This is a genomic window from Prosthecobacter sp. (genome assembly GCF_044236155.1).
Classification (GTDB): Bacteria; Verrucomicrobiota; Verrucomicrobiia; order Verrucomicrobiales; family Verrucomicrobiaceae; genus Prosthecobacter.
In genome coordinates this window covers 95,870-114,457 of the sequence record NZ_JBIIHA010000012.1, presented here as the reverse complement: position 1 = coordinate 114,457, position 18,588 = coordinate 95,870, and the positions used below count along the sequence as shown (strand labels likewise).

Below are 18,588 nucleotides of genomic sequence, written 5' to 3'. Positions count from 1 at the left end.
GTGAAAAATCAGTTGAAGGCCAGCAGGGCGTCGATCAGCGCGGCACGCTCATCGAAGCGCAGTACCTGCGAAAGGCGGGCGGAGCGCGTTTCAGTGTCCGGTTCCGCCGGTGTGGTGAAATACATCACCAAAATCGCCGCCCACGCCGCGCTCCAGGCCGCAACGAGCCAGCGCGGCGTGCGTGGTGCCGGTTTGACGGTTTTCGCAGCAGTCAAAATCTCATCGCGCCAAGCCGCCGGCAGTTCGCGGCGTTGCAGGGCGCGCAGATCGTTTTCAAAGGCATCAGGGTTCGTGTTCATGACGGTTTCAGTTCATCGTAAAGCGGCCGCAGCTCGCTGCGCAGTTTCTCCAGCGCGTAGCGGTAACGGCTGGCGGCCGTGTTCAGTGGAATGCCCTGCACTTCCGCGATTTCTTCAAAGGTCAGCCCGTCCCACAGCTTCAACTGCGCCACACTGCGCTGCTCCAGCGGCAGCAGCGCGAGCGCATGCGTGAGACGTTTTGCCAGTTCGGCCTGATCTGGATCATCCTGCGGTGCGAACAGCTCCACCGACGCGTGCGACTCCTCCTCCGCATGACGCCGCACGCGATGTTTGCGCAGCCAGTCGATCGCGTGGTGATGCGCCAACCGCAGCAGCCAGGCGCGCATGTTGGCAATGCCCTGCGGAATCGTCTGCCGCGCCAGTTTGATGAAAAACTCCTGCAGCAGGTCCTTCGCGTCGGCCTCCGCGCCCGTGAAGCTCGTGAAGTAATGAAACAGCCCCGCCGCGTGGGCGTCGTAGAGGTCAGGCAGTGTCGGGGCGGCAGGCATGCGGGAGGCAGTTTCACGGACAGGACGCATGGCGGCGAGATTTTTGTCTGCATGAAACGCCGCCTCATTCGTTTCAGCCCAGGCCCCGGCAATTTTACCCTTGTAATCCCCGCCTGCGGCAGCATCCTCCGCCCCTACTTTTCCCAGCATGCCTCCTCCTCCCAATCGCGGCCCGTCACGTGGCGGCCCTCCCGGCCGTAGCGGCCCTCCCAATCGCAGTGGTCCTCCAAACCGTGGCGGTCCTCCCAATCGCGGTGGCCCGCCCAATCGTGGCGGTCCTCCAAACCGTGGCGGCCCGCCGCAGCAGCGTTTTGCCCCGCCTCCGCCGCGTGAACCGGAACCCGACGAAGGTGGCAAGGCCAAGGAAGAAGCCATCGAACTCGACGGCGTGATCGCCGCCGTGCTCGCGGGCACCATGTTCCGCGTGAAGCTGCGCAACGGCCACGAGGTGCTCGCCCACATTTCCGGCAAGATGCGCAAAAAGTTCATCCGCCTCGTCATCGGCGACGCTGTGAAGATCGAAATGTCGCCCTACGACATGGACAAGGCGCGCATCGTTTACCGCATCGGCTGATTTTCGCTCCAGACCGCGATCATGGCCGGCGACATCGTTTACTTTGACCTCGAAACACGCCGCACCGCGAACGACGTGGGCGGCTGGGGCAACAAGCACCTGATGGGCATCTCCGTGGCCGTCACGTTCAGCACAAAGAACAACGAGTACGCCATCTACACGCAGGACGAGGCTCCTGCGCTCATCAAGCAGCTCAAGGCGGCCGATCTCGTCGTCGGCTTCAACCACATCGGCTTCGACTACGAGGTGCTGAAGGGCCACGACATCATGTTCGATCCCGCCGACCTGCCTCACAGCCTGGATCTGCTGATCGACCTCGAAAAGGCCCTCGGCCATCGCATCAAACTGGACGCCGTCGCCGCCGCCACGCTCGGGACGGGGAAGACCGCCGACGGACTCGACGCGCTGAAATGGTGGCAGCAGGGTGAAGTCGCCAAGATCGCCGAATACTGCTGCTACGACGTGAAGGTGACCAAGTGCGTCCACGAATACGGCGCGCAGCACGGCCACGTGAAGTACCACGACCGAAACGGCCGTGAGCAAAGCGTGAAGGTGAACTGGGGCGTCTGATGAAACCGCTCTTCCAGCTCATTCTTCGTGCTGGCTGGGCTCCTGTGGCCGTCTTGATCTTCCACCGCATTGTGTTCAACACGCCCTGGCGGCAGCCGCTCGACTTCGCCATGCACTACAGCGGCGGAGTCGCGATCTCCTTCTTCCTCTGGCATGCGCTCGACTGCTTTGCGTCGTGGTTCGGCACGCTGACGCCTTTCGCGCGTTATGTCTTCACCTTTGCCCTCGCCTGCACCGTCGGGTTGTTCTGGGAGTTCGCGGAGCTCTTCTCCGATGTCGTCTATCACACGCGCATCCAGCACAGCATCCACGAAACCATGCGCGACCTCATTGCTGACGCCACCGGCGCGCTGACCACGCTGGCAGGATTGTTCATCGTGCGCTGCGTGCGCAAACCGGCTTGAGCCTCAAATCAGGAAACTTGCGGCTGCATCTCACCGTTTCCGCCACGTCATGACCGTCGCCCCAGACTTCCTCCATGTCTCGCGCCGCCAGTTCTTCCGCCAGTCCGGTTTCGGACTTGGCTCGGCGGCGCTGGGGTCTTTGCTAGCGCGTGATCTGCCCGCAGCGGCGGCTCCGCGGCCGCATTTTGCGCCGAAGGCGAAGAACGTCATCTACCTCCACATGATCGGCGCGCCGTCGCAGCTCGATCTTTTCGACTACAAGCCGCTGCTGCAGAAGATGGACGGCCAGAAGTGCCCGGAGGAGCTCACCAAAGGCAAGCGCTTCGCCTTCATCGGCGGCGAGATGACCCTGGCGGGCACGGAGTTCAAATTTCAGCGCCATGGCCGGAGCGGGCTCGAATTGAGCGAGCTTCTGCCAAATCTCGGCACGGTGGCGGACGACATCTGTGTGGTGAAATCACTGCACACGAACGAGATCAATCACGCGCCGGCGCAGATGTTTCTCCACACCGGTTTCGGCCAGGGAGGACGCCCAAGCCTCGGCGCATGGGTGACGTATGGCCTCGGCGCGGAGAATCGCGACCTGCCAGCCTACGTCGTGCTGCTTTCGGGTCCGCCCGGCGGCGCGGGTACGTCGCTGTGGAGCACGGGATTTTTGCCCAGCGTTTACCAAGGCATTCAATTCCGCGGCAGCGGCGAACCGGTGCTGTTCCTCGGCAACCCCGCGGGCCACAGCACGAAAGACCGCCGCCGTGTGCTCGATGCAGTCAAGGCGCTCAATGAGCAGCAACTCGGCATCGTCGGCGATCCGGAGATCGCCACGCGCATCAGCCAGTATGAGATGGCTTATCGCATGCAGGCCAGCGTGCCGGAGCTGATGGACATCTCACAGGAAAACAAGGCCACGCTCGACATGTATGGCGCACAGCCGGGCAAGGCGTCGTTTGCGAACAACTGCCTGCTCGCCCGCCGCCTCATCGAACGCGGCGTGCGCATGGTGCAGCTCTTTGATTCCGACTGGGACCACCACGGCGGCCTCAAGCAGCGCCTCACCGCCAAGGCGAAGGACGTGGACCGCCCGATGGCCGCGCTGGTGCGCGATTTGAAGCAACGCGGCCTGCTGGACGAGACGCTGGTCGTCTGGGGTGGCGAATTCGGCCGCACGCCGCTGCGCCAGGGAGCTAACGCTGACGGCACCAAGACCTCCGCCGGTCGCGATCACCACAAGGATGCCTACACGATGTGGATGGCAGGCGGTGGTATCAAACCGGGCACGGTTTACGGAAAGACCGACGAGTTCGGCTTCAACATCGCCGAAAACCCGGTCCACACGCACGATCTCAACGCCACCGTGCTGCATTTGCTCGGACTCGATCACGAGCGCCTCACCTTCCGCTACCAAGGCCGCGATTTCCGCCTCACGGACGTGCATGGGGAACTGGTGAATGGAATCATGGCCTGAACGGGGGACTTTGTTCCAATAAACATCAAAGTAGGGGCATGAACTGCTGGCGCCGACCTGCGCTGGACCGTAGATTTTGGCCCCTTTTTCAAACCCCCTCAGAATCACATGTGCGGAATCGTCGGTTACATCGGAACTCGTCAGGCCAGCTCCATCCTTCTCGATGGTCTTCGTCGTCTGGAATATCGCGGCTATGACTCGGCCGGCATGGCGCTCTGCGGCACGGGCGGTTTGCACACGGTGAAGAAAGCCGGTCGCATCGACAACCTGCGCCTCGCGGTCGAAGAGGCGAAGCCGGAAGGCACCGTGGGCATCTCTCACACCCGCTGGGCCACGCACGGTCCCGCCACCGATGAAAATGCTCACCCGCATCCCGATCAGGGCGGCAAGCTGGTGCTCGTTCACAACGGCGTGATCGAGAACTACCAGGCGCTGCGTGATCAACTCGCCGCGAAGGGACACGTCTTCCACTCGCAAACCGACACAGAGGTCCTTTCGCATCTCGTCGGCACTTACTTTGACGAATCGACGGAGAAAGACGGTACGCTGCGCCTCGTGAACGCGGTGAAGGCCGCTCTCGCCCGCGTGAAAGGCACCTACGGCATCGCCGTGATGCATGCGGACCTGCCGGGCGTGATCGTCGGTGCGCGACTAGGCAGCCCGTTGATCATCGGTCTGGGCAAAAACGAGCATTTCCTGGCCAGCGATGTGGCCGCCGTGGTGAATCACACGCGTGATGTGGTGTATCTGAACGACTACGACATCGTCACGATCACGAAGGACAGCTACGATGTGCAATCGCATCAAGGCACGCCCGCCGAGGTGAAGGTGAGCCGCGTGGAATTCAGCGCCGACGACGCGGAGAAGGGCGACTTCCCGCACTTCATGCTCAAAGAAATCTACGAGCAGCCGCAGAGCCTGCGCAATGCGATGCGCGGCCGTCTTTCCCGCGATGAATGCACCGCCGTGCTTGGCGGCCTGAACATGACGCCGCGTGAGCTGGCTCAAATCGACCGCATCATCCTCGCCGGCTGCGGCACGGCCTACCACGCCGCCATGGTGGGTGAGTATTTGATCGAAACCCTCGCCCGTGTGCCCACCGAGGTCGAGATCGCCAGCGAGTTCCGCTACCGCAACGTGCCCGCGAACAAGAACACGCTGCAGTTTGTCATGAGCCAGAGCGGCGAGACCATTGACACGCTCGCCGCCATGCGCGAAGGCCAGCGCAAGGGCATCCGCTGCCTCGGCATCGTGAACACCGTCGGCAGCACCATCGCCCGCGAGAGCGATGGCGGCGTTTACATTCATGCCGGACCTGAGATCGGCGTGGCAGCCACGAAGACCTTCACTTCGCAGGTCACCATCCTCACGCTGCTCAGCTTGCTGCTCGGCCGCATCCACCACCTTTCCAGCGTGGATGGTTTGGAGATGATCGATCAGCTCGAAGCCTTGCCGGACAAGATCGTGTCCATTTTGAAGCAGGCGGACAAGATCAAAGCCATCGCCGAAAAGCACTGCCACGCCGAGGGCATGCTCTTCATGGGCCGCCAGGCAAATTATCCAGTCGCTCTCGAAGGGGCGCTGAAGATGAAGGAAATCAGTTACATTTACGCCAGCGGCCATCCGAGCGCCGAGCTGAAGCACGGCGTGATCGCCCTGGTGAAGCCGGACATGCCGAGTGTGTTCATCGCTCCCGGTGATGCCGTTTTCGATAAGAACGTGAGCAACATCGAAGAGGTCCTCGCCCGCAAAGGCCCGGTCATCGCCGTCACCACCGAGGGTCGCACCGAGCTCGAAAGGCTCACCCAGGACGTCATCTACGTGCCGGACTGCCCCAGCTACCTGACGCCGATCCTCAACGTCATCCCGCTCCAGCTCTTGAGTTACTACACCGCCGTCGCCCGCGGCTGCGATGTGGATAAGCCGAGAAACTTGGCGAAAAGCGTGACAGTTGAGTAATAGTGGGCTCGCATGCCTGCCCTCCTTTCCCGATTTCGCCGCACAATCTTCCTCATCATGCTGGGGAGTTGTGTGTGCGCGGCGAAAGCCCAGGAACCTGCCGCCGCGGTCGAGAACACTTCCACGCCCGCCATCACGGAACAAAACGCCGCCGATTTTCTCGACGCAGTCGGCAATCACACCAAGGTGCGCTGGCGCCTCCTTTTCCGTGGACCGCCGCCCACGCCGCCTGCGGACCGCGCACGTGCCGCGTTGATCCTCGGCACGTTGATCGGCGACAGCCTCCTCGTCCTGCAGGCCGGCGATGCGCAGCAGTTCCGAAACAACAACCAGGACGTGCTCGCCTACTGCCGCACACTCGGGCTTGGCGAGAAGCTCACCCCGCGCCTCATGACGCAGGGAAATCTGGCCGAGCAAACAGCCTGGAAAGACCTGCGGCAGGAGCTGGTGGATGGTCATCAGGAAGCCGTCAGATTGCTACGCGAGCAAAAGGACGAGGATCTCGCGCTGCTCATCGACGTCGGCGTCGGCCTGCGGTTGCTGGAGATCGTCTCCGCCGTCATCATCGCCGCGCCGGAGAGCGACATGGGTCCTCTTGGACGCGATTCACCTGTGTTGCTGCGGGAACTGCGCAAGGACTTCGACCTCATCAGCGCCGAGAAACGTGGTCTGCCGCTTCTGGTCCGTGTGTGTGCCGTCATCGATGAAACCTGCGTCTCCTGGCAGGATCTCGACAAAGTGACCATCACTCAGGCCCAGGCCGTGAAGACGAACGAAAAGCTCAAGGAGCTGATGCAGGAGCTGATCACAAAGTAATCCCGTTCCCGGCACGAGAATGTCTGCCCGCATCCTCATCATCGGCCAGGGACTTGCCGGAACCGCGCTGGCGTGGCGTTTGCGGGAACGCAACACACCGTTTGTCATCGTCGATCGCGACGAGCCGCTCACCAGCTCCAAAGTCGCCGCAGGTTTGATCACGCCGATCACCGGTATGCGCCTCACCGTGAGCTGGCGCTACGAGATGTTTTACCGCGACGCTCTGCGCTTCTTCCGCGACTGCGGCAAGCGGCTCAAACAGCGCTTCTTCTTCCCACGCGGTTATGTGCGGCTGCTCAAGAACGACCAGGAACTCGCCAAATGGCAAAAGCGACGCCGTGATCCCGACATGCCGCGTTTTCTGCTCCCGCGTGATCCCGAGTTAAGTACCGACGTGTTTCACGATCCGCAAAACGGCTTTCAGCAACGTCACGCCGCATGGCTGGACACCACCGCATATCTTCAGGCCAGCCGCGTTTTTTTTGAATCGCTCGACGCATGGCGCAAAGCCGATGTGCGGCCCGAAGACGTGCACGACGACGCCGATGGCGTCACTTGGAATGCCCAGCGTTTCTCCCACGTCATTTGGGCGCAGGGCTGGAGCGCGCAAAAACATCCGCTGCTGCATTGGGTGCCGTTTCAATCGGCGCTCGGCACGATTCTCAGCGTCAAAACCGATCTCCACGGTGAAAAGCGCATCGTGAATCGCGGCTGCTGGCTCCTGCCACGCAACGACGGCACTTCGCGGGCCGGTTCCACCTATGAATGGACCTTCAACGATCCGAACACGCCCTCGCCCGGGCAAGTTCGGAATCTTGAGGCGACGTTGCGTGCGTTGATGATCGCGCCCGCTGAAGTCATCGCCACCCAAACCGCCGTGCGGCCTATCATCAAAGGCCGTCAGGCTTTGATGGGCACACATCCCACCCATCCACGCGTCGCCTTCCTCAACGGCCTCGGTTCCAAAGGCTCCCTTCGCTCTCCGTGGCTCGCGCGTCATCTCGTCGAACATCTGCTTGATGGCGCTCCGATCGACGCGGAGATGGATTTGCAGCAGAACTCGGTATGAACAGCGATCCCAAACCCAAACTCGCCAGCCCGAACGGCGGCCTGCCGTCGTCGGTGCTGTGGGCGCAGTTGATCTTGAAGGATCGTCTGCGGCCGGGTGACGTGGCAGTCGATGCGACGATGGGCAACGGGCACGACACGTTGTTTCTGACACAGAGCGTGGCTCCGGGCGGGCATGTGTTCGCGTTCGATGTGCAGGAGACGGCTTTGATCGAGACGCGAAAGCGCGTGCCGGCGGAGATGACGACGCTGATTCACGCCGGACACGAAACCATGCGCGCGCATCTGCCACCGGAGCTGCATGGAAAGATCAGCGCGGTGATGTTCAACCTCGGTTACCTGCCCGGCACGGACAAAGCACTCATCACGCGCACCGAAACGACCATGATCGCGGTGCGTGAGGCACTGGAGCTGCTGAAGCCGTCCGGAATGCTCACCGTCACGGTTTATCCCGGCCACGAGGGCGGAGCCGAGGAGGGCCGCCAAATCGCCGAATGGGCCGCATCGCTCGATTCGCGGCGGTTTGAGGTGCAGCATCTGCGTCCGGTGAACCGGGCGGCATCACCGCCGGAGCTGTGGGTGGTGTGGAAGCGCGGGTGAACGCCGTCTCGCTTGCGTGTTCGCGTTTCACCGCCTAGCTGGAGCACGCGCATGTCGAACCTCGACTTCTTCAGCATTCTCTCCGTGGCCGTGCCGGTGTATCTCACGATGGCGGCAGGGGCGATGGCGCGGCGCACCGGTTTGTTGAAGCCGGAGGCGGACACGAGCCTCATGAAGCTCTCCGTGATGCTGCTGACGCCAGCGCTGATCATCGAGCGTGTCGTCGGCAATGCATCGGTGATGAAGCTCGGCCCGGTGCTCATCGCGTCAGGTCTGGGCTTCACGCTGGTCGTCATCGGCATCGCGTTCACCTATATCGTCGCGCCGCTCATCGGTTTGAGACGTGGCGAGGGCCGCCGCACGTTCAGTGTGGCCTGCGGGCTGCAAAACTACGGCTTCGTGGCCATTCCGCTGGTGACGGCCTTGTTTCCAGACAAGGGAACGCTCGGTGTGCTGTTCACCTTCACGCTCGGTGTCGAGATCGCGTGCTGGACCGCCGGTGTCGGCATGCTGACGGGTTTTGACAAAGCGCCGTGGCGTCTCGCGCTGAACGCGCCCGTCATCACGATCCTCGTTTCGCTGCTGCTGAACTTCACCGGCTGGCATGCGCATGTGCCGCAGGTCGCGCACAACACCTTCGCCATGCTCGGCGCGTGCGCGGTGCCGCTGGCGGTGCTGCTCATCGGCGCGTCCATCGCGGACATCTGGAGCCAGGGGGCGATGCAGTGGAAAGTCGCGGTGCTCAGCCCGTTGCTGCGGCTCTTCGTCATTCCGCTGGCCTTTCTCGCCGCCGCGTATTTTTTACCCGTCACGACGGAATTGAAGCGCGTCATCATCGTGCAGGGAGCGATGCCTTCCGCCGTCTTCAACATCATGATCGCCCGCCTTTACGGCGGTCATGCGCCCACGGCGGTGCAGGTCGTCATCGCCACCACGGTCGTGAGCTGCGTCACCACGCCGCTCGTCATCGCGTGGGGGCTGAAATTGGTGAATGGTTGATCAAATCGCGGCCTCAGGCCGTCCAAAGCCCAAACCCCGCCGCCATGCACACTCCCACGCGCCTCCTGATGTTCCTGCTGCCCGCGATTTCGTTCTCCCACGCGGAGGTGGTGAACAAATCCAACCCCGGTCCGAAGGACGAACCCAAAACCGAAACGCCGCCGCCCGCCGCCGTCTCCACGGTGAGCATCGAGGACCTCAGCGGCTTTGATGATTATCCGAAGCAGGTGCAAAGCCTCGTGCAGAGCGCGCTGGCTCTCACGCATCTCGAACTCGGCTACCTCTACGGTTCCCACGAGCCGGCGAAGGGCGGCATGGACTGTTCCGGCACCGTTTATCATGTGCTCAAGTTCCAGGGCTTGAAGGACGTGCCCCGCCAGTCAGACGAGATGTGCCAGTGGGTGGAAAAGAAAACGCAGCTCCACCTCACGCACACCGCCACCGCCTTCGACAGAGACGAGTTTGCCAACTTGAAACCCGGCGACCTGCTGTTCTGGACGAATACGGCCGAGACGAAGCGCAAGCTGCCCGTGACACACGTCATGATTTACCTCGGCAAACTCAAAAAGAGCGGCAAGCGCGTCGTCTTCGGCGCCAGCGACGGCCGCAGCTTCGCCGGCCAGCGCCGCAGCGGCGTGAGCGTGTTTGATTTTCATCTCCCGAAGGCGGACAGCACGACGCGCTTTCACGGTTACGGCACCGCGCCCGGTTTGCTGCCGGTCGAAACCAAACCGGTCGTCATCGCTGAAACAAAACCGGTTCCCGTTGTGGAAAAACCCGAGCAACCGCCGGCCAAGCCAAAAGAAGAAGTGCGCAAGGCGGTCGCCATCGTCACAGAGGCGAAGCCAGAACCGAAGGAAGAAGCGAAAAAGGCGGTGGTCACCGAGACGAAACCCAAATCCACCACGACCAGCACAAAACCGAAGAGCAGCACCGGCACGGTGAAAAAATCCACCAAGACAACGGTGAAGAAGAAAACCCCGCAGCCTCCCACAAAGAGCAGCGTCGAGAGAACCATCGACAACGCTGTCAATTCCGTGCGGCGTTTCTTCCGCCAGTAGTCACCGCAGCCACTCGTCGCGATGCTCGGCGACGAATTCGTCGTCGTTCAGATGCGGGTAGGCTGCATGAACACGGTCGATCTCCTCAAGCTGGCCCGGGCTGAGCGTTTCATGCTCGTCGAGGCACCAGAGGCCTTCGAGCAGGCCCTGACGACGCAGAACTTCATGCAGGCCGGCGATGCAACCGCGAAAGCCGTTCGCAGCGTCGAAGAAGGCCGCGTTGCTGTCGGTCACTTCGATGCCAAGGCGCATCAACTCGGGCGTGGCGTCAGCATTGCGGCATTTTTCGAGCAGCTCGACTGCACGCTTCGTCCACACGGACCAGTGACCGAGAAGACCGCCGACGATGCGGTGCTCCTTGCCGGCAAAGCGGAACGGCGTGAGGAAATCGGTGACGATGCTGTCGTCGTTGCCAGTGTAGAGCGCGATGTCATCGCGTCCGGCTTCGATCACAGCGCGGACGACGTCGATGGTCTGGTAGCGGTTGAACGGCGCGATCTTGATGGCGACGACATTGCTGATTTCCGCGAAGCGACGCCAGAATGAATGACGCAGCACACGTCCACCGACGCTGGGCTGAAGATAAAAGCCCACGACAGGCAAAATCTCCGCCACGGTTCGGCAATGCGTGATCATTTCGTCCTCGGAGGCATCACGCATCGCGCCAAGACTGAGCAAACCGGCGTGATAACCGAGTGAGCGCAGCAATTCGGCCTCGCTCGCCGCTTGTTTCGTTATTCCGCAGATGCCGCCGATGCGCACAAGCGGCTTCGCGGCACGATCCATTTCCTCTTTGGCGAGTTCGAGCACCGGTCGGAACAAGCCGATCTTCGGATCACGAATCGCAAACTGCGTCGTATGCACGCCAACAGCGAGTCCGCCGACCCCTGCGGCGATGTAGTAGCGTGAGAGCGCCCGCTGCCGCCGTTCATCGAGCTGACGCCGCGCGTTCAACGCAAGCGGATGCGCGGGGATGGCGACGCCGTGTTGAAGCAGCGGCTTGAAGTCGGGGTTGTTCATGCGTGGTTGCTTCGCATGATGGCGGCGAAACCTTTCAATTCACCCTTTATGCTGCGTCATCTGCTGATTTTGCTTTCTGTCGTCACGCTTCAGGCCGCGGAGGATTTTCCGCTCGTCGAAGCGAAGGAATGCCGTCCTCGCAACGGACTGCCAAACTTCCTCGCGAAAGCGAACAAGGCAGGCACGGACATCAAAATCGGCTACCTCGGCGGCTCGATCACCGCGCAGAACGGCTGGCGGCCGAAGACGCTGGCGCATTTCCAGAAAACGTGGCCGCAGGCGAAGTTCAACGAGATCAACGCGGCCATCGGCGGCACAGGCTCCGATCTCGGCGTTTTTCGCCTGAAGCAGGACGTGCTGGATCACAAGCCGGACCTGCTTTTCGTCGAATTCGCCGTGAATGACGGGGGTGCGATGCCAGAGCAAATCTTCCGCTGCATGGAGGGCATCGTGCGCCAGACGTGGAAGGCGCTGCCGGAATGCGACATCTGCTTCGTTTACACGCTGACAGAGGCACTCGCGCCCGCGATGCTCGACGGCAAGTTCCAGCGCTCCGCGAGCGCGATGGAGAAGATCGCCGATCATTACGGCATCCCGACGATTCACATGGCGATGGAGGTCGCGAAGCTGGCGAAAGAAGGCAAGCTGGTGTGGAAGGCGAAGCTGCAGAAGACGGACGAGGAGAAGAAGGCTCTCGAAGGCAAATTCGTCTTCGCGCCGGACAGCGTGCATCCGCATGTCGAAACCGGGCACGAATTGTATCTCCAGGCCATCGTGCGTTCGCTGGAGCCGATTCAAGCGGCCTCAAAATCACCTGCAGCGCACACCTTGGGCGTGCCATTCATCGCCACAAATTACGAGCAGGCCAAACTCGTGCCCATCACCGCCGCCACGCTCTCCGGCGGCTTCCAGCCCGCTCCCGCAGACTTCGCGAAGCGCTGGAGCAATCGCATGAGCGCCCTGCACAAGGCCGCGAAGCCTGGCGACGTGCTCACCTTCAAGTTTAAAGGCACCCGTGCCTCGATCTATGACATCATCGGCCCGGACTGCGGCCAGGTGAGCGTCACCGTCGATGATCAGCTTGTGAGGCTCGTGCCGCGCATCGACGCCTACTGCACCTACCATCGTCTCGCCACGCTCAGCCTCGGCAGCGAGCTGCCGGACGCGGTCCACACCGTGAAAATCGAAATCAGCCCCGAAGTGCCGGACAAGGCGAAGATCCTCGCCAAAAACGGTAACAAGATCGACGACCCGAAGCGCTTCGAAGGCACCGCGTTTTATCCCGGTGCGATTCTGCTCGTGGGTGAAATCGTGAAGTAAGCGCCGCTGAAGCCACGATCACGCCGCCAGCTCGCCCGCCACAGCCGTTGCCTCGGCCAGAAACACCTCGCCGAGCGAGGACAAACGCCCAGTCCACAGCACACCGAAGCTCAGCGGTGGAAAATCATCCAGCGCGAGCGATTTGACGCCCGGAGGGAGCTCCACACGCGGATGCCGCAGCGCCAGACCCGCGCCAAACCCTTCCGCCACGTAGCGCAGCACGAGATCGAGGCTGCCCACTTCGAGACTGGGCAGCCATTCCACACCGCGTTGCCGCAGCGCGGCCTGGAACGAGCGTGAGAGCACATCCTTCGCCTCCAGGCTCACCAGCGGCAGGTCGATGCGGTCCTTCTCAAAAATCTGCGCCGCCTTTGTGAAGCCGCTTTGTTTCGGCACCAGCAGCACCATCGGCAGGCGCAGCAGCTCGCGTGCCTCGATGTTCGCCGCCGTCTTGTCCATCAGCGTGCTGAGGCCGATGTCGATCTCCTGCGCAGCCAGCAATGTCTCGATTTCCTGCTGCCGGCCGTGCGTGAGCGTGAAATGAAAACCCTTCACCCGCCGCCGCATGCGTGCGAGCAACTCCGGCAGATAATCCCGCTGCACGACCTCCGCCGAGGCGATGCGCAGACGGTTCTCACCACCGCCGCGCAGGCGGTCTCCCACCTCCGCCAGCCCGCCAAAGAACGGCGAGATGAAATCATAAAGCGTCTGCCCTTCCCGCGTGAGCTGGAACGGCCGCCGCTGATAAAGCGTGACGCCCAGCGAGTCCTCGAGCTGCAAGATCTGCGCGCTGATCGCCGGCTGCTGGATGCCATACGGCATCGCCCGCGCCGCCGCGCTCACACCGCCGTTTTTGGCGACGTAATAAAAAAGTTCGAGGTGATGGACGTTCATGGGCCGGGTGGAATGCTATGCCTTTTATCAATGGTGCCACCTGGAAATATCAATTTCCATTGCCCGCCGATCCTGAGACAATTCGCGGCATTATGGAAGAACTCATCATCTTCATCCTGCTGATCATCGGCGGCCTTGTGCTCGTGCTGCCCATTTCGACCTTCGTCATCGCCCGCAATGCACGCCGTCAGGCGGAGGAGCTCGACAAACAGGTCGGCTTCCTGCGCGAACAGAACGTCCGGCTCAAAGAACGTGTCGAACGGCTCGAAAACCCGGACAAGCCGCCGCGTGAAGAAGAAAAGCCTGCTGTGGAAGCGGCGGCCAAATTCGCACCACCCGTCACGCCGCGTGAATTCATCAGCGCAAAGCCCGTGGAGCCTGTCGTGGCACCCGTGATCGAAAAACCGGCCCCGCCACCGATTCCGCCGCCACGCCGCGAATTCGTCCCTCCTGCTATGCACAAGCCGCGCCCGAGCATCAACCTCGAGCAATTCATGGGCGCGAAGCTCTTCGCATGGGTCGGCGGGCTGGCACTTTTCCTCGGTGTCATCTTCTTTGTGAAGCTCAGCATCGAGCGCGGCTGGATTTCACCCGAGCTGCGCACCGCCATCGGTTTTGTGATCGGCACTGGCCTCGTGGGCGGCGGCGTGGTCATGCACCGCCGCGAGCGCTATGCCACGCTGGCAAACACGCTCTGCGCCACTGGCATTGTCATGCTTTACGGCGTGGCTTTTGCCGCGCACTCGATCTGGCGCATTCCACCGCTCGACCAGCCATTGGTCGCCTTTGCGCTGATGTCGCTCATCACTGGCGCGGCGTTTCTGCTCGCGGTTCGTCTCAATGCGCAGGTCGTGGCGGTGCTGGGCATGCTCGGCGGCTTCTTGACGCCCATCCTCTGCTCCACCGGCCGCGACAATCCGTTCGGCCTGTTCAGCTTCATCGCGCTGCTCGACATCGGCGTGCTCGCTGTCGCCAAAAACAAGCGCTGGCTGCATCTCACGGCCCTGGCGGCCGCAGGCACGATTTTCATGCAGGCTGGATGGATGGCGAAATTCTTCCGCGCATCGCAATACGCCATCGGTTCGGCCACCTGGGTGCCGGTGAGCGTGTTTCTCGGCTTCGCGGCGCTGTTCTCACTCGCCGCCTGGTGGTCGAAGCAACGAGACGCCGACGATCTCTTCCCCGCAGGCTCCGCGCTCGCGCTTTGCGGCAGCGCGATGTTCACCGCGTTCATCTTCCTCGGCTACGGAGCCATCACGGAGCGTCCGCTGGTGCTCTACACCTTCGTGATTGGCATCAACGCCATCGCACTGCGCGTCGTTTGGTATCAATCGCGTGTCGGCATGGCACAGGGCATCGTCGGCATGCTCACGTTCATCCATCTTTCGATCTGGACGGCTGACCGGCTCACCACCGAGCTGCTGCCGCATGCGCTGGGCATCTACCTCGTCTTTGGACTGCTGCACACCGCCCTGGCGGTGCTGATGGAGCGCAAGTCGCCGAACCAGTTGCCGCTCGCGGGCTGGGTGCCCGTGATCACGCTCGTGCTGTTGATGATGCCCGTGCTGTGTCTCGACGCGATGTCCCTTTTCATCTGGCCGGTGATTTTGATCGTCGATCTGCTCATCATCGGCCTCGCAGTCGTCAGCGGACGCCTGCTGCCTGTGCTAGCGGCTCTGGCGCTCACCCTCATCACCGCCGCCGCGTGGCTGTTCCGCTGGCCGCGTGAGATCGGCTTCTCGCTGCTGCCGTTCCTCTTCGTGCTCGGCGGATTCGCCGTGCTGTTTGGCATCGCCAGCAGCTTTCTCTTCCGCAAACTGCCCAAGGCGCCGTTTGCCTCGCTGCTGCCGGTCAGTTCGGCCGTGCTGCCCTTCCTGCTGCTCATTCTCGCCACGCTGCGTTTGAAAATCGCCGACCCATCGCCCGTGTTCGGCCTCGCTTTGCTGCTCGTGTTGTTCCTGGTCGGCCTCGTGCGCATCAGCGGCATCACCGCGCTCGCGCCGACGGCGTTGGGCTGCGTGCTCGCGCTCGAATGGGCCTGGCATCAGCAAAGTTTCAGTGCGGATCATGCGACGATGCCGCTGCTCTGGTATCTCGGCTTTTATGCGCTCTTCACCGCGTTCCCGCTCGTGTTTCAGAAGCAGTTCGCCACACGCCAACTGCCATGGATCACTTCCGCCGCGGCGGGAGTCGGCACCTTCAGCCTCGTGTATCGTCTTGTCGGCCAAGCCTGGCCCAATGACTCGATGGGCCTGCTGCCGGTCGCCTTCGCCATCGCTCCGCTGCTCAGCCTCGTGTTCGTTTTAAAACAGCACGGCGCTGAAAATCCCGCACGGCTCACCCAGCTCGCCTGGTTTGGCGGTGTGGCGCTGTTTTTCATCACGCTCATCTTCCCGATCCAGTTCGAGAAGCAGTGGATAACGCTCGGCTGGGCCTTGGAAGGAGCCGCTCTGTGCTGGCTCTTCCGCCGCGTGCCGCATCCCGGCCTGCGCGCCACGGGGACCGTGCTGCTCGTTGCCTCTTTCGTGCGTCTCGCGCTCAATCCAGCCGTTTTGCAGTATCAAACACGCGGCGAAACGCCCATCCTTAACTGGCAGCTCTACGCCTACAGCCTCTCCGCGCTCGCGATGTTCTTCGCTGCGTTCTGGCTCACACCGCCGAATCATTACTGGCAGAAAGTGAACCTGCGCGGCCTGTTCTGCTCGCTCGGCGGCATTTTGCTCTTCCTGCTGCTCAACATCGAAATCGCCGACGCCTTCACGCCAGCCGGTGAACGCTCCATCGCGTTCGACTTCGACGGCAGTCTGGCCCGCGACATGACTTACACGATCTCGTGGGCCTTGTTCGCGCTCACGCTGCTCGTGCTTGGCATCTGGAAGCGCAATCCGCCCACACGCTACGCCGGCATCGGGTTGCTCGCCGTCACGTTGCTGAAGCTCTTCCTGCACGATCTTGCGAACATCGACAGCGGCTACCGCATCGGCGCGCTGATCGGCGTGGCCATCATCGCGCTTGTCGCCTCGTTTCTGTATCAACGTTTCCTTACTGAAGACAAATCATGAACCCGAAGTCCCTTTTCATCGCCCTGTGCCTCTCCTCGACCGCCAGCGCCGCCGACTTCGCCGCGTGGACGCATCGACAGACCGTGCGCATCACGCAGCCCGGCCTCACGCGCATCGAGCTTGAGCCAGCGCTTCTTGACGCCTCCCGCACGACTGGCGGCGCACCGTTTCATGACCTTCGCGTCATCAGTCCTGCGGGAATCGAGACGCCTTACGTGGTGGCCCTGCCACGCGTGATGCGGCCGGAGCGTATCGATGCCGTGCAGTTCAAAGCCACGCTCAATGCGGCCACCACCGTGCTCGACTTCCAGCCTCGTGAGCGCGACATGATCAAGGAAGTGCTGCTACAAACGTCCGCGCATGATTTCATCAAGGCCGCCACGCTCGAGGCGAGCAGCGACGGTGCCACCTGGCAGACGCTCAGCAGCGGCGAGGTACTTTGCCGTCAGTCTGGCACCGAGCGCCTGCGCATTCCCATCGCTCCGGCCGCTTGGAAGTACTTCCGCGTCACCATCGACGACGCCCGCAGCGCGCCCGTGCCTTTCACCGGCGCGCAGATCGTGCGCGAGCTGCCGGAGCTGCGCACCGTGGCGAATCCCGTCACCCTTCGTTCCCGCAAGGAGGAAAACGGCAGTACCAAGCTCACGCTCGACCTCGGCTCCGCGAACGTTCTGCTCGGGACCGTGCACGTTCACACGCCGGAGCCGGTGTTTCAACGCGAAGCGACGCTGATGATCGCCCACAGCACACTTTTCCGCCTCAAGCATGATGGCTTCACCGGCGAGGAAATCGAAATCCCCGTGCATCAGCTCGCCACGACGCGCGAAGTCGAGCTTGTCATCCGCAACGGCGACAGCCCGCCACTTCGCATCGACCGGATCGAGGCCACGCGGCATGCGGTGCCGGTCGTGTTTCAAGCCGACGCGCCCGGCGAATGGCAGCTCTACATCGGCAATGCGCAGGCCAGCGAGCCGCGTTACGACATCGCCGCTCTCGCAGACAAGCTGCGCGATGCGACCGCCAACAACGCCACGGCAAGCGCCGTTGCCGCGAACGCGGAGTTCCGCAAGACCGCCACCGCGCCCGAAGTCGGAGAAACAGGCGCGGCCATCGATGTCTCCGCGTGGTCTTTCCAACGATTGATTCAGTTCAGCGAAGCCGGCGTCATTGAACTCGAGCTCGATCCCGCCGTGCTCGCCCGTTGCGAGAATGATCTCAATGACGTGCGGATCGTCCGCGAAGGGCGGCAAGTTCCCTTCCTCGCGATCAAGCCGGGACTGGAACGCGAAAGAGCCGTGCCTTTCGTCGAAGTCGCCGATCCAAAGACACCAAGCTGGTCCAAGTGGGACATCACCATGCCTTTCCCCAATTTTCCAGCCAGCACCCTGCTTCTCGACTCGCCCACGCCCTTGTTCCGGCGCACTCTGAGCGTCAGCGAACACATCCACAACGAGCAGGGCCGCTTCGAACGCATTCTCGGCACCGCCAACTGGCAGCGCACGCCAGGGCAGGCACCCATCACCTTTCACCTCCCGCTCTACACCGCCCCCAGAGCCGACACGATCCGCCTCGGCACCGACAATGGCGACAACGCGCCGCTGCAAATCACCTCCGTGCGCGTCGTCTATCCGGTGGTGCGTCTGCTGTTCCGCGTGCCCGACACGAAGCCGCTTCACATCTGCTACGGCAACCGCCGCGCCCCTCGCGCCCGCTACGACCTTCAGCTCGTCCGCCGCGAATTTGAAACCGCCACCAAGGTCGCCGCCACATTCGGTGATGAGGAAAAGCTGCCCGGTTACGAGGCGGATCCGCTCATCAGCGGCAAAGGCTCGCCATGGCTGTGGGCCGCGCTTGCCTTGGTTGTCGGTGCGCTGCTGTGGGTCGTGGCGAAAATGCTGCCAAAGCAGACGTCAGGCAGTTGAACACCCGCCTTGCAACCCCGCCCTCCGCGTGAACGTTCTCTCACCACCC

Annotated in this window: 17 protein-coding genes; 13 read left to right on the top strand and 4 right to left on the bottom strand. The window is 62.4% G+C overall.

Going from position 1 to position 18,588, the window contains the following annotated elements; all coding sequences use genetic code 11:
- Positions 1-8: 8 nt before the first annotated feature.
- Both ACILSE_RS12460 and ACILSE_RS12455 read right to left on the bottom strand, forming a co-directional pair.
- A complete protein-coding gene (locus ACILSE_RS12460; RefSeq protein ID WP_395717725.1) occupies positions 9-299 on the bottom strand; it encodes a hypothetical protein in 291 nt (96 codons plus the stop codon).
- Positions 296-958 (bottom strand): RNA polymerase sigma factor, encoded by a 663-nt coding sequence (locus ACILSE_RS12455; RefSeq protein WP_395717724.1) that lies wholly within the window; start codon positions 956-958, stop codon positions 296-298. The genes ACILSE_RS12460 and ACILSE_RS12455 overlap by 4 nt, the downstream gene beginning before the upstream one ends.
- Before the next feature lie 223 nt (positions 959-1,181).
- On the opposite strand from ACILSE_RS12455, the gene infA reads away from it, so the two are divergent.
- From infA to ACILSE_RS12405, 10 genes are all read left to right on the top strand, one after another.
- Positions 1,182-1,382 carry a translation initiation factor IF-1 gene (infA, locus tag ACILSE_RS12450; protein ID WP_395717750.1) on the top strand — a complete coding sequence of 67 codons (201 nt, stop codon included), beginning with the start codon at positions 1,182-1,184 and terminating at the stop codon, positions 1,380-1,382.
- Positions 1,383-1,403: 21 nt separating this feature from the next.
- Positions 1,404-1,952 (top strand): ribonuclease H-like domain-containing protein, encoded by a 549-nt coding sequence (locus tag ACILSE_RS12445; RefSeq protein WP_395717723.1) that lies wholly within the window; start codon positions 1,404-1,406, stop codon positions 1,950-1,952.
- A complete protein-coding gene (locus tag ACILSE_RS12440; protein WP_395717722.1) occupies positions 1,952-2,356 on the top strand; it encodes a hypothetical protein in 405 nt (134 codons plus the stop codon). The genes ACILSE_RS12445 and ACILSE_RS12440 overlap by 1 nt, the downstream gene beginning before the upstream one ends.
- A 49-nt stretch (positions 2,357-2,405) precedes the next feature.
- Positions 2,406-3,818 carry a DUF1501 domain-containing protein gene (locus ACILSE_RS12435; protein ID WP_395717721.1) on the top strand — a complete coding sequence of 471 codons (1,413 nt, stop codon included), beginning with the start codon at positions 2,406-2,408 and terminating at the stop codon, positions 3,816-3,818.
- Between the two features lie 108 nt (positions 3,819-3,926).
- On the top strand, positions 3,927-5,777 hold the full coding sequence (gene glmS / locus ACILSE_RS12430; RefSeq protein WP_395717720.1) for a glutamine--fructose-6-phosphate transaminase (isomerizing): 1,851 nt from the start codon (positions 3,927-3,929) through the stop codon (positions 5,775-5,777).
- 12 nt (positions 5,778-5,789) lie between these two features.
- Positions 5,790-6,593, top strand: a complete 804-nt coding sequence (locus ACILSE_RS12425) for a hypothetical protein (protein WP_395717719.1) — start codon at positions 5,790-5,792, stop codon at positions 6,591-6,593.
- A 19-nt stretch (positions 6,594-6,612) separates the two neighbouring features.
- Positions 6,613-7,662: an NAD(P)/FAD-dependent oxidoreductase gene (locus ACILSE_RS12420; RefSeq protein WP_395717718.1), complete on the top strand. Its 1,050-nt coding sequence runs from the start codon at positions 6,613-6,615 to the stop codon at positions 7,660-7,662.
- Complete coding sequence (locus ACILSE_RS12415; RefSeq protein ID WP_395717717.1) at positions 7,659-8,261, top strand: class I SAM-dependent methyltransferase; 603 nt, start codon at positions 7,659-7,661, stop codon at positions 8,259-8,261. The genes ACILSE_RS12420 and ACILSE_RS12415 overlap by 4 nt, the downstream gene beginning before the upstream one ends.
- Positions 8,262-8,312: 51 nt before the next feature.
- Positions 8,313-9,260 (top strand): AEC family transporter, encoded by a 948-nt coding sequence (locus ACILSE_RS12410; RefSeq protein ID WP_395717716.1) that lies wholly within the window; start codon positions 8,313-8,315, stop codon positions 9,258-9,260.
- Positions 9,261-9,304: 44 nt separating this feature from the next.
- Positions 9,305-10,321 (top strand): C40 family peptidase, encoded by a 1,017-nt coding sequence (locus ACILSE_RS12405; protein WP_395717715.1) that lies wholly within the window; start codon positions 9,305-9,307, stop codon positions 10,319-10,321.
- Here the strand turns inward: ACILSE_RS12405 and ACILSE_RS12400 are convergent, their stop codons facing one another.
- Positions 10,322-11,341, bottom strand: a complete 1,020-nt coding sequence (locus ACILSE_RS12400) for a dihydrodipicolinate synthase family protein (protein ID WP_395717714.1) — start codon at positions 11,339-11,341, stop codon at positions 10,322-10,324.
- A gap of 48 nt (positions 11,342-11,389) precedes the next feature.
- Between ACILSE_RS12400 and ACILSE_RS12395 the strand changes: the two genes are divergently transcribed.
- The gene (locus ACILSE_RS12395; protein ID WP_395717713.1) at positions 11,390-12,661 is read left to right on the top strand and encodes an SGNH/GDSL hydrolase family protein; all 1,272 of its coding nucleotides are present in this window, start codon (positions 11,390-11,392) and stop codon (positions 12,659-12,661) included.
- Positions 12,662-12,679: 18 nt separating this feature from the next.
- Here the strand turns inward: ACILSE_RS12395 and ACILSE_RS12390 are convergent, their stop codons facing one another.
- Positions 12,680-13,555: a LysR family transcriptional regulator gene (locus ACILSE_RS12390; RefSeq protein WP_395717712.1), complete on the bottom strand. Its 876-nt coding sequence runs from the start codon at positions 13,553-13,555 to the stop codon at positions 12,680-12,682.
- Between the two features lie 92 nt (positions 13,556-13,647).
- Here ACILSE_RS12390 and ACILSE_RS12385 point away from each other — a divergent pair, with 92 nt between their 5' ends.
- Together ACILSE_RS12385 and ACILSE_RS12380 are read left to right on the top strand one after the other, a co-directional pair.
- On the top strand, positions 13,648-16,617 hold the full coding sequence (locus ACILSE_RS12385) for a DUF2339 domain-containing protein (RefSeq protein WP_395717711.1): 2,970 nt from the start codon (positions 13,648-13,650) through the stop codon (positions 16,615-16,617).
- Complete coding sequence (locus ACILSE_RS12380; RefSeq protein WP_395717710.1) at positions 16,614-18,539, top strand: DUF3999 family protein; 1,926 nt, start codon at positions 16,614-16,616, stop codon at positions 18,537-18,539. Before ACILSE_RS12385 ends, ACILSE_RS12380 begins: the two co-directional genes overlap by 4 nt.
- Positions 18,540-18,588 lie beyond the last annotated feature (49 nt).

Bases quoted from the DNA above. Each gene is read 5' to 3' on its own strand.
- ACILSE_RS12410 (WP_395717716.1), top strand. From the start codon at position 8,313: ATGTCGAACCTCGACTTCTTCAGCATTCTCTCCGTGGCCGTGCCGGTG.
- ACILSE_RS12460 (WP_395717725.1), bottom strand. From the start codon at position 299: ATGAACACGAACCCTGATGCCTTTGAAAACGATCTGCGCGCCCTGCAA.
- ACILSE_RS12415 (WP_395717717.1), top strand. From the start codon at position 7,659: ATGAACAGCGATCCCAAACCCAAACTCGCCAGCCCGAACGGCGGCCTG.
- ACILSE_RS12385 (WP_395717711.1), top strand. From the start codon at position 13,648: ATGGAAGAACTCATCATCTTCATCCTGCTGATCATCGGCGGCCTTGTG.
- ACILSE_RS12400 (WP_395717714.1), bottom strand. From the start codon at position 11,341: ATGAACAACCCCGACTTCAAGCCGCTGCTTCAACACGGCGTCGCCATC.
- ACILSE_RS12405 (WP_395717715.1), top strand. From the start codon at position 9,305: ATGCACACTCCCACGCGCCTCCTGATGTTCCTGCTGCCCGCGATTTCG.
- ACILSE_RS12380 (WP_395717710.1), top strand. From the start codon at position 16,614: ATGAACCCGAAGTCCCTTTTCATCGCCCTGTGCCTCTCCTCGACCGCC.
- ACILSE_RS12440 (WP_395717722.1), top strand. From the start codon at position 1,952: ATGAAACCGCTCTTCCAGCTCATTCTTCGTGCTGGCTGGGCTCCTGTG.
- ACILSE_RS12425 (WP_395717719.1), top strand. From the start codon at position 5,790: ATGCCTGCCCTCCTTTCCCGATTTCGCCGCACAATCTTCCTCATCATG.
- ACILSE_RS12390 (WP_395717712.1), bottom strand. From the start codon at position 13,555: ATGAACGTCCATCACCTCGAACTTTTTTATTACGTCGCCAAAAACGGC.
- ACILSE_RS12420 (WP_395717718.1), top strand. From the start codon at position 6,613: ATGTCTGCCCGCATCCTCATCATCGGCCAGGGACTTGCCGGAACCGCG.
- ACILSE_RS12455 (WP_395717724.1), bottom strand. From the start codon at position 958: ATGCTGGGAAAAGTAGGGGCGGAGGATGCTGCCGCAGGCGGGGATTAC.
- glmS (WP_395717720.1), top strand. From the start codon at position 3,927: ATGTGCGGAATCGTCGGTTACATCGGAACTCGTCAGGCCAGCTCCATC.
- ACILSE_RS12395 (WP_395717713.1), top strand. From the start codon at position 11,390: ATGCTGCGTCATCTGCTGATTTTGCTTTCTGTCGTCACGCTTCAGGCC.
- ACILSE_RS12435 (WP_395717721.1), top strand. From the start codon at position 2,406: ATGACCGTCGCCCCAGACTTCCTCCATGTCTCGCGCCGCCAGTTCTTC.
- ACILSE_RS12445 (WP_395717723.1), top strand. From the start codon at position 1,404: ATGGCCGGCGACATCGTTTACTTTGACCTCGAAACACGCCGCACCGCG.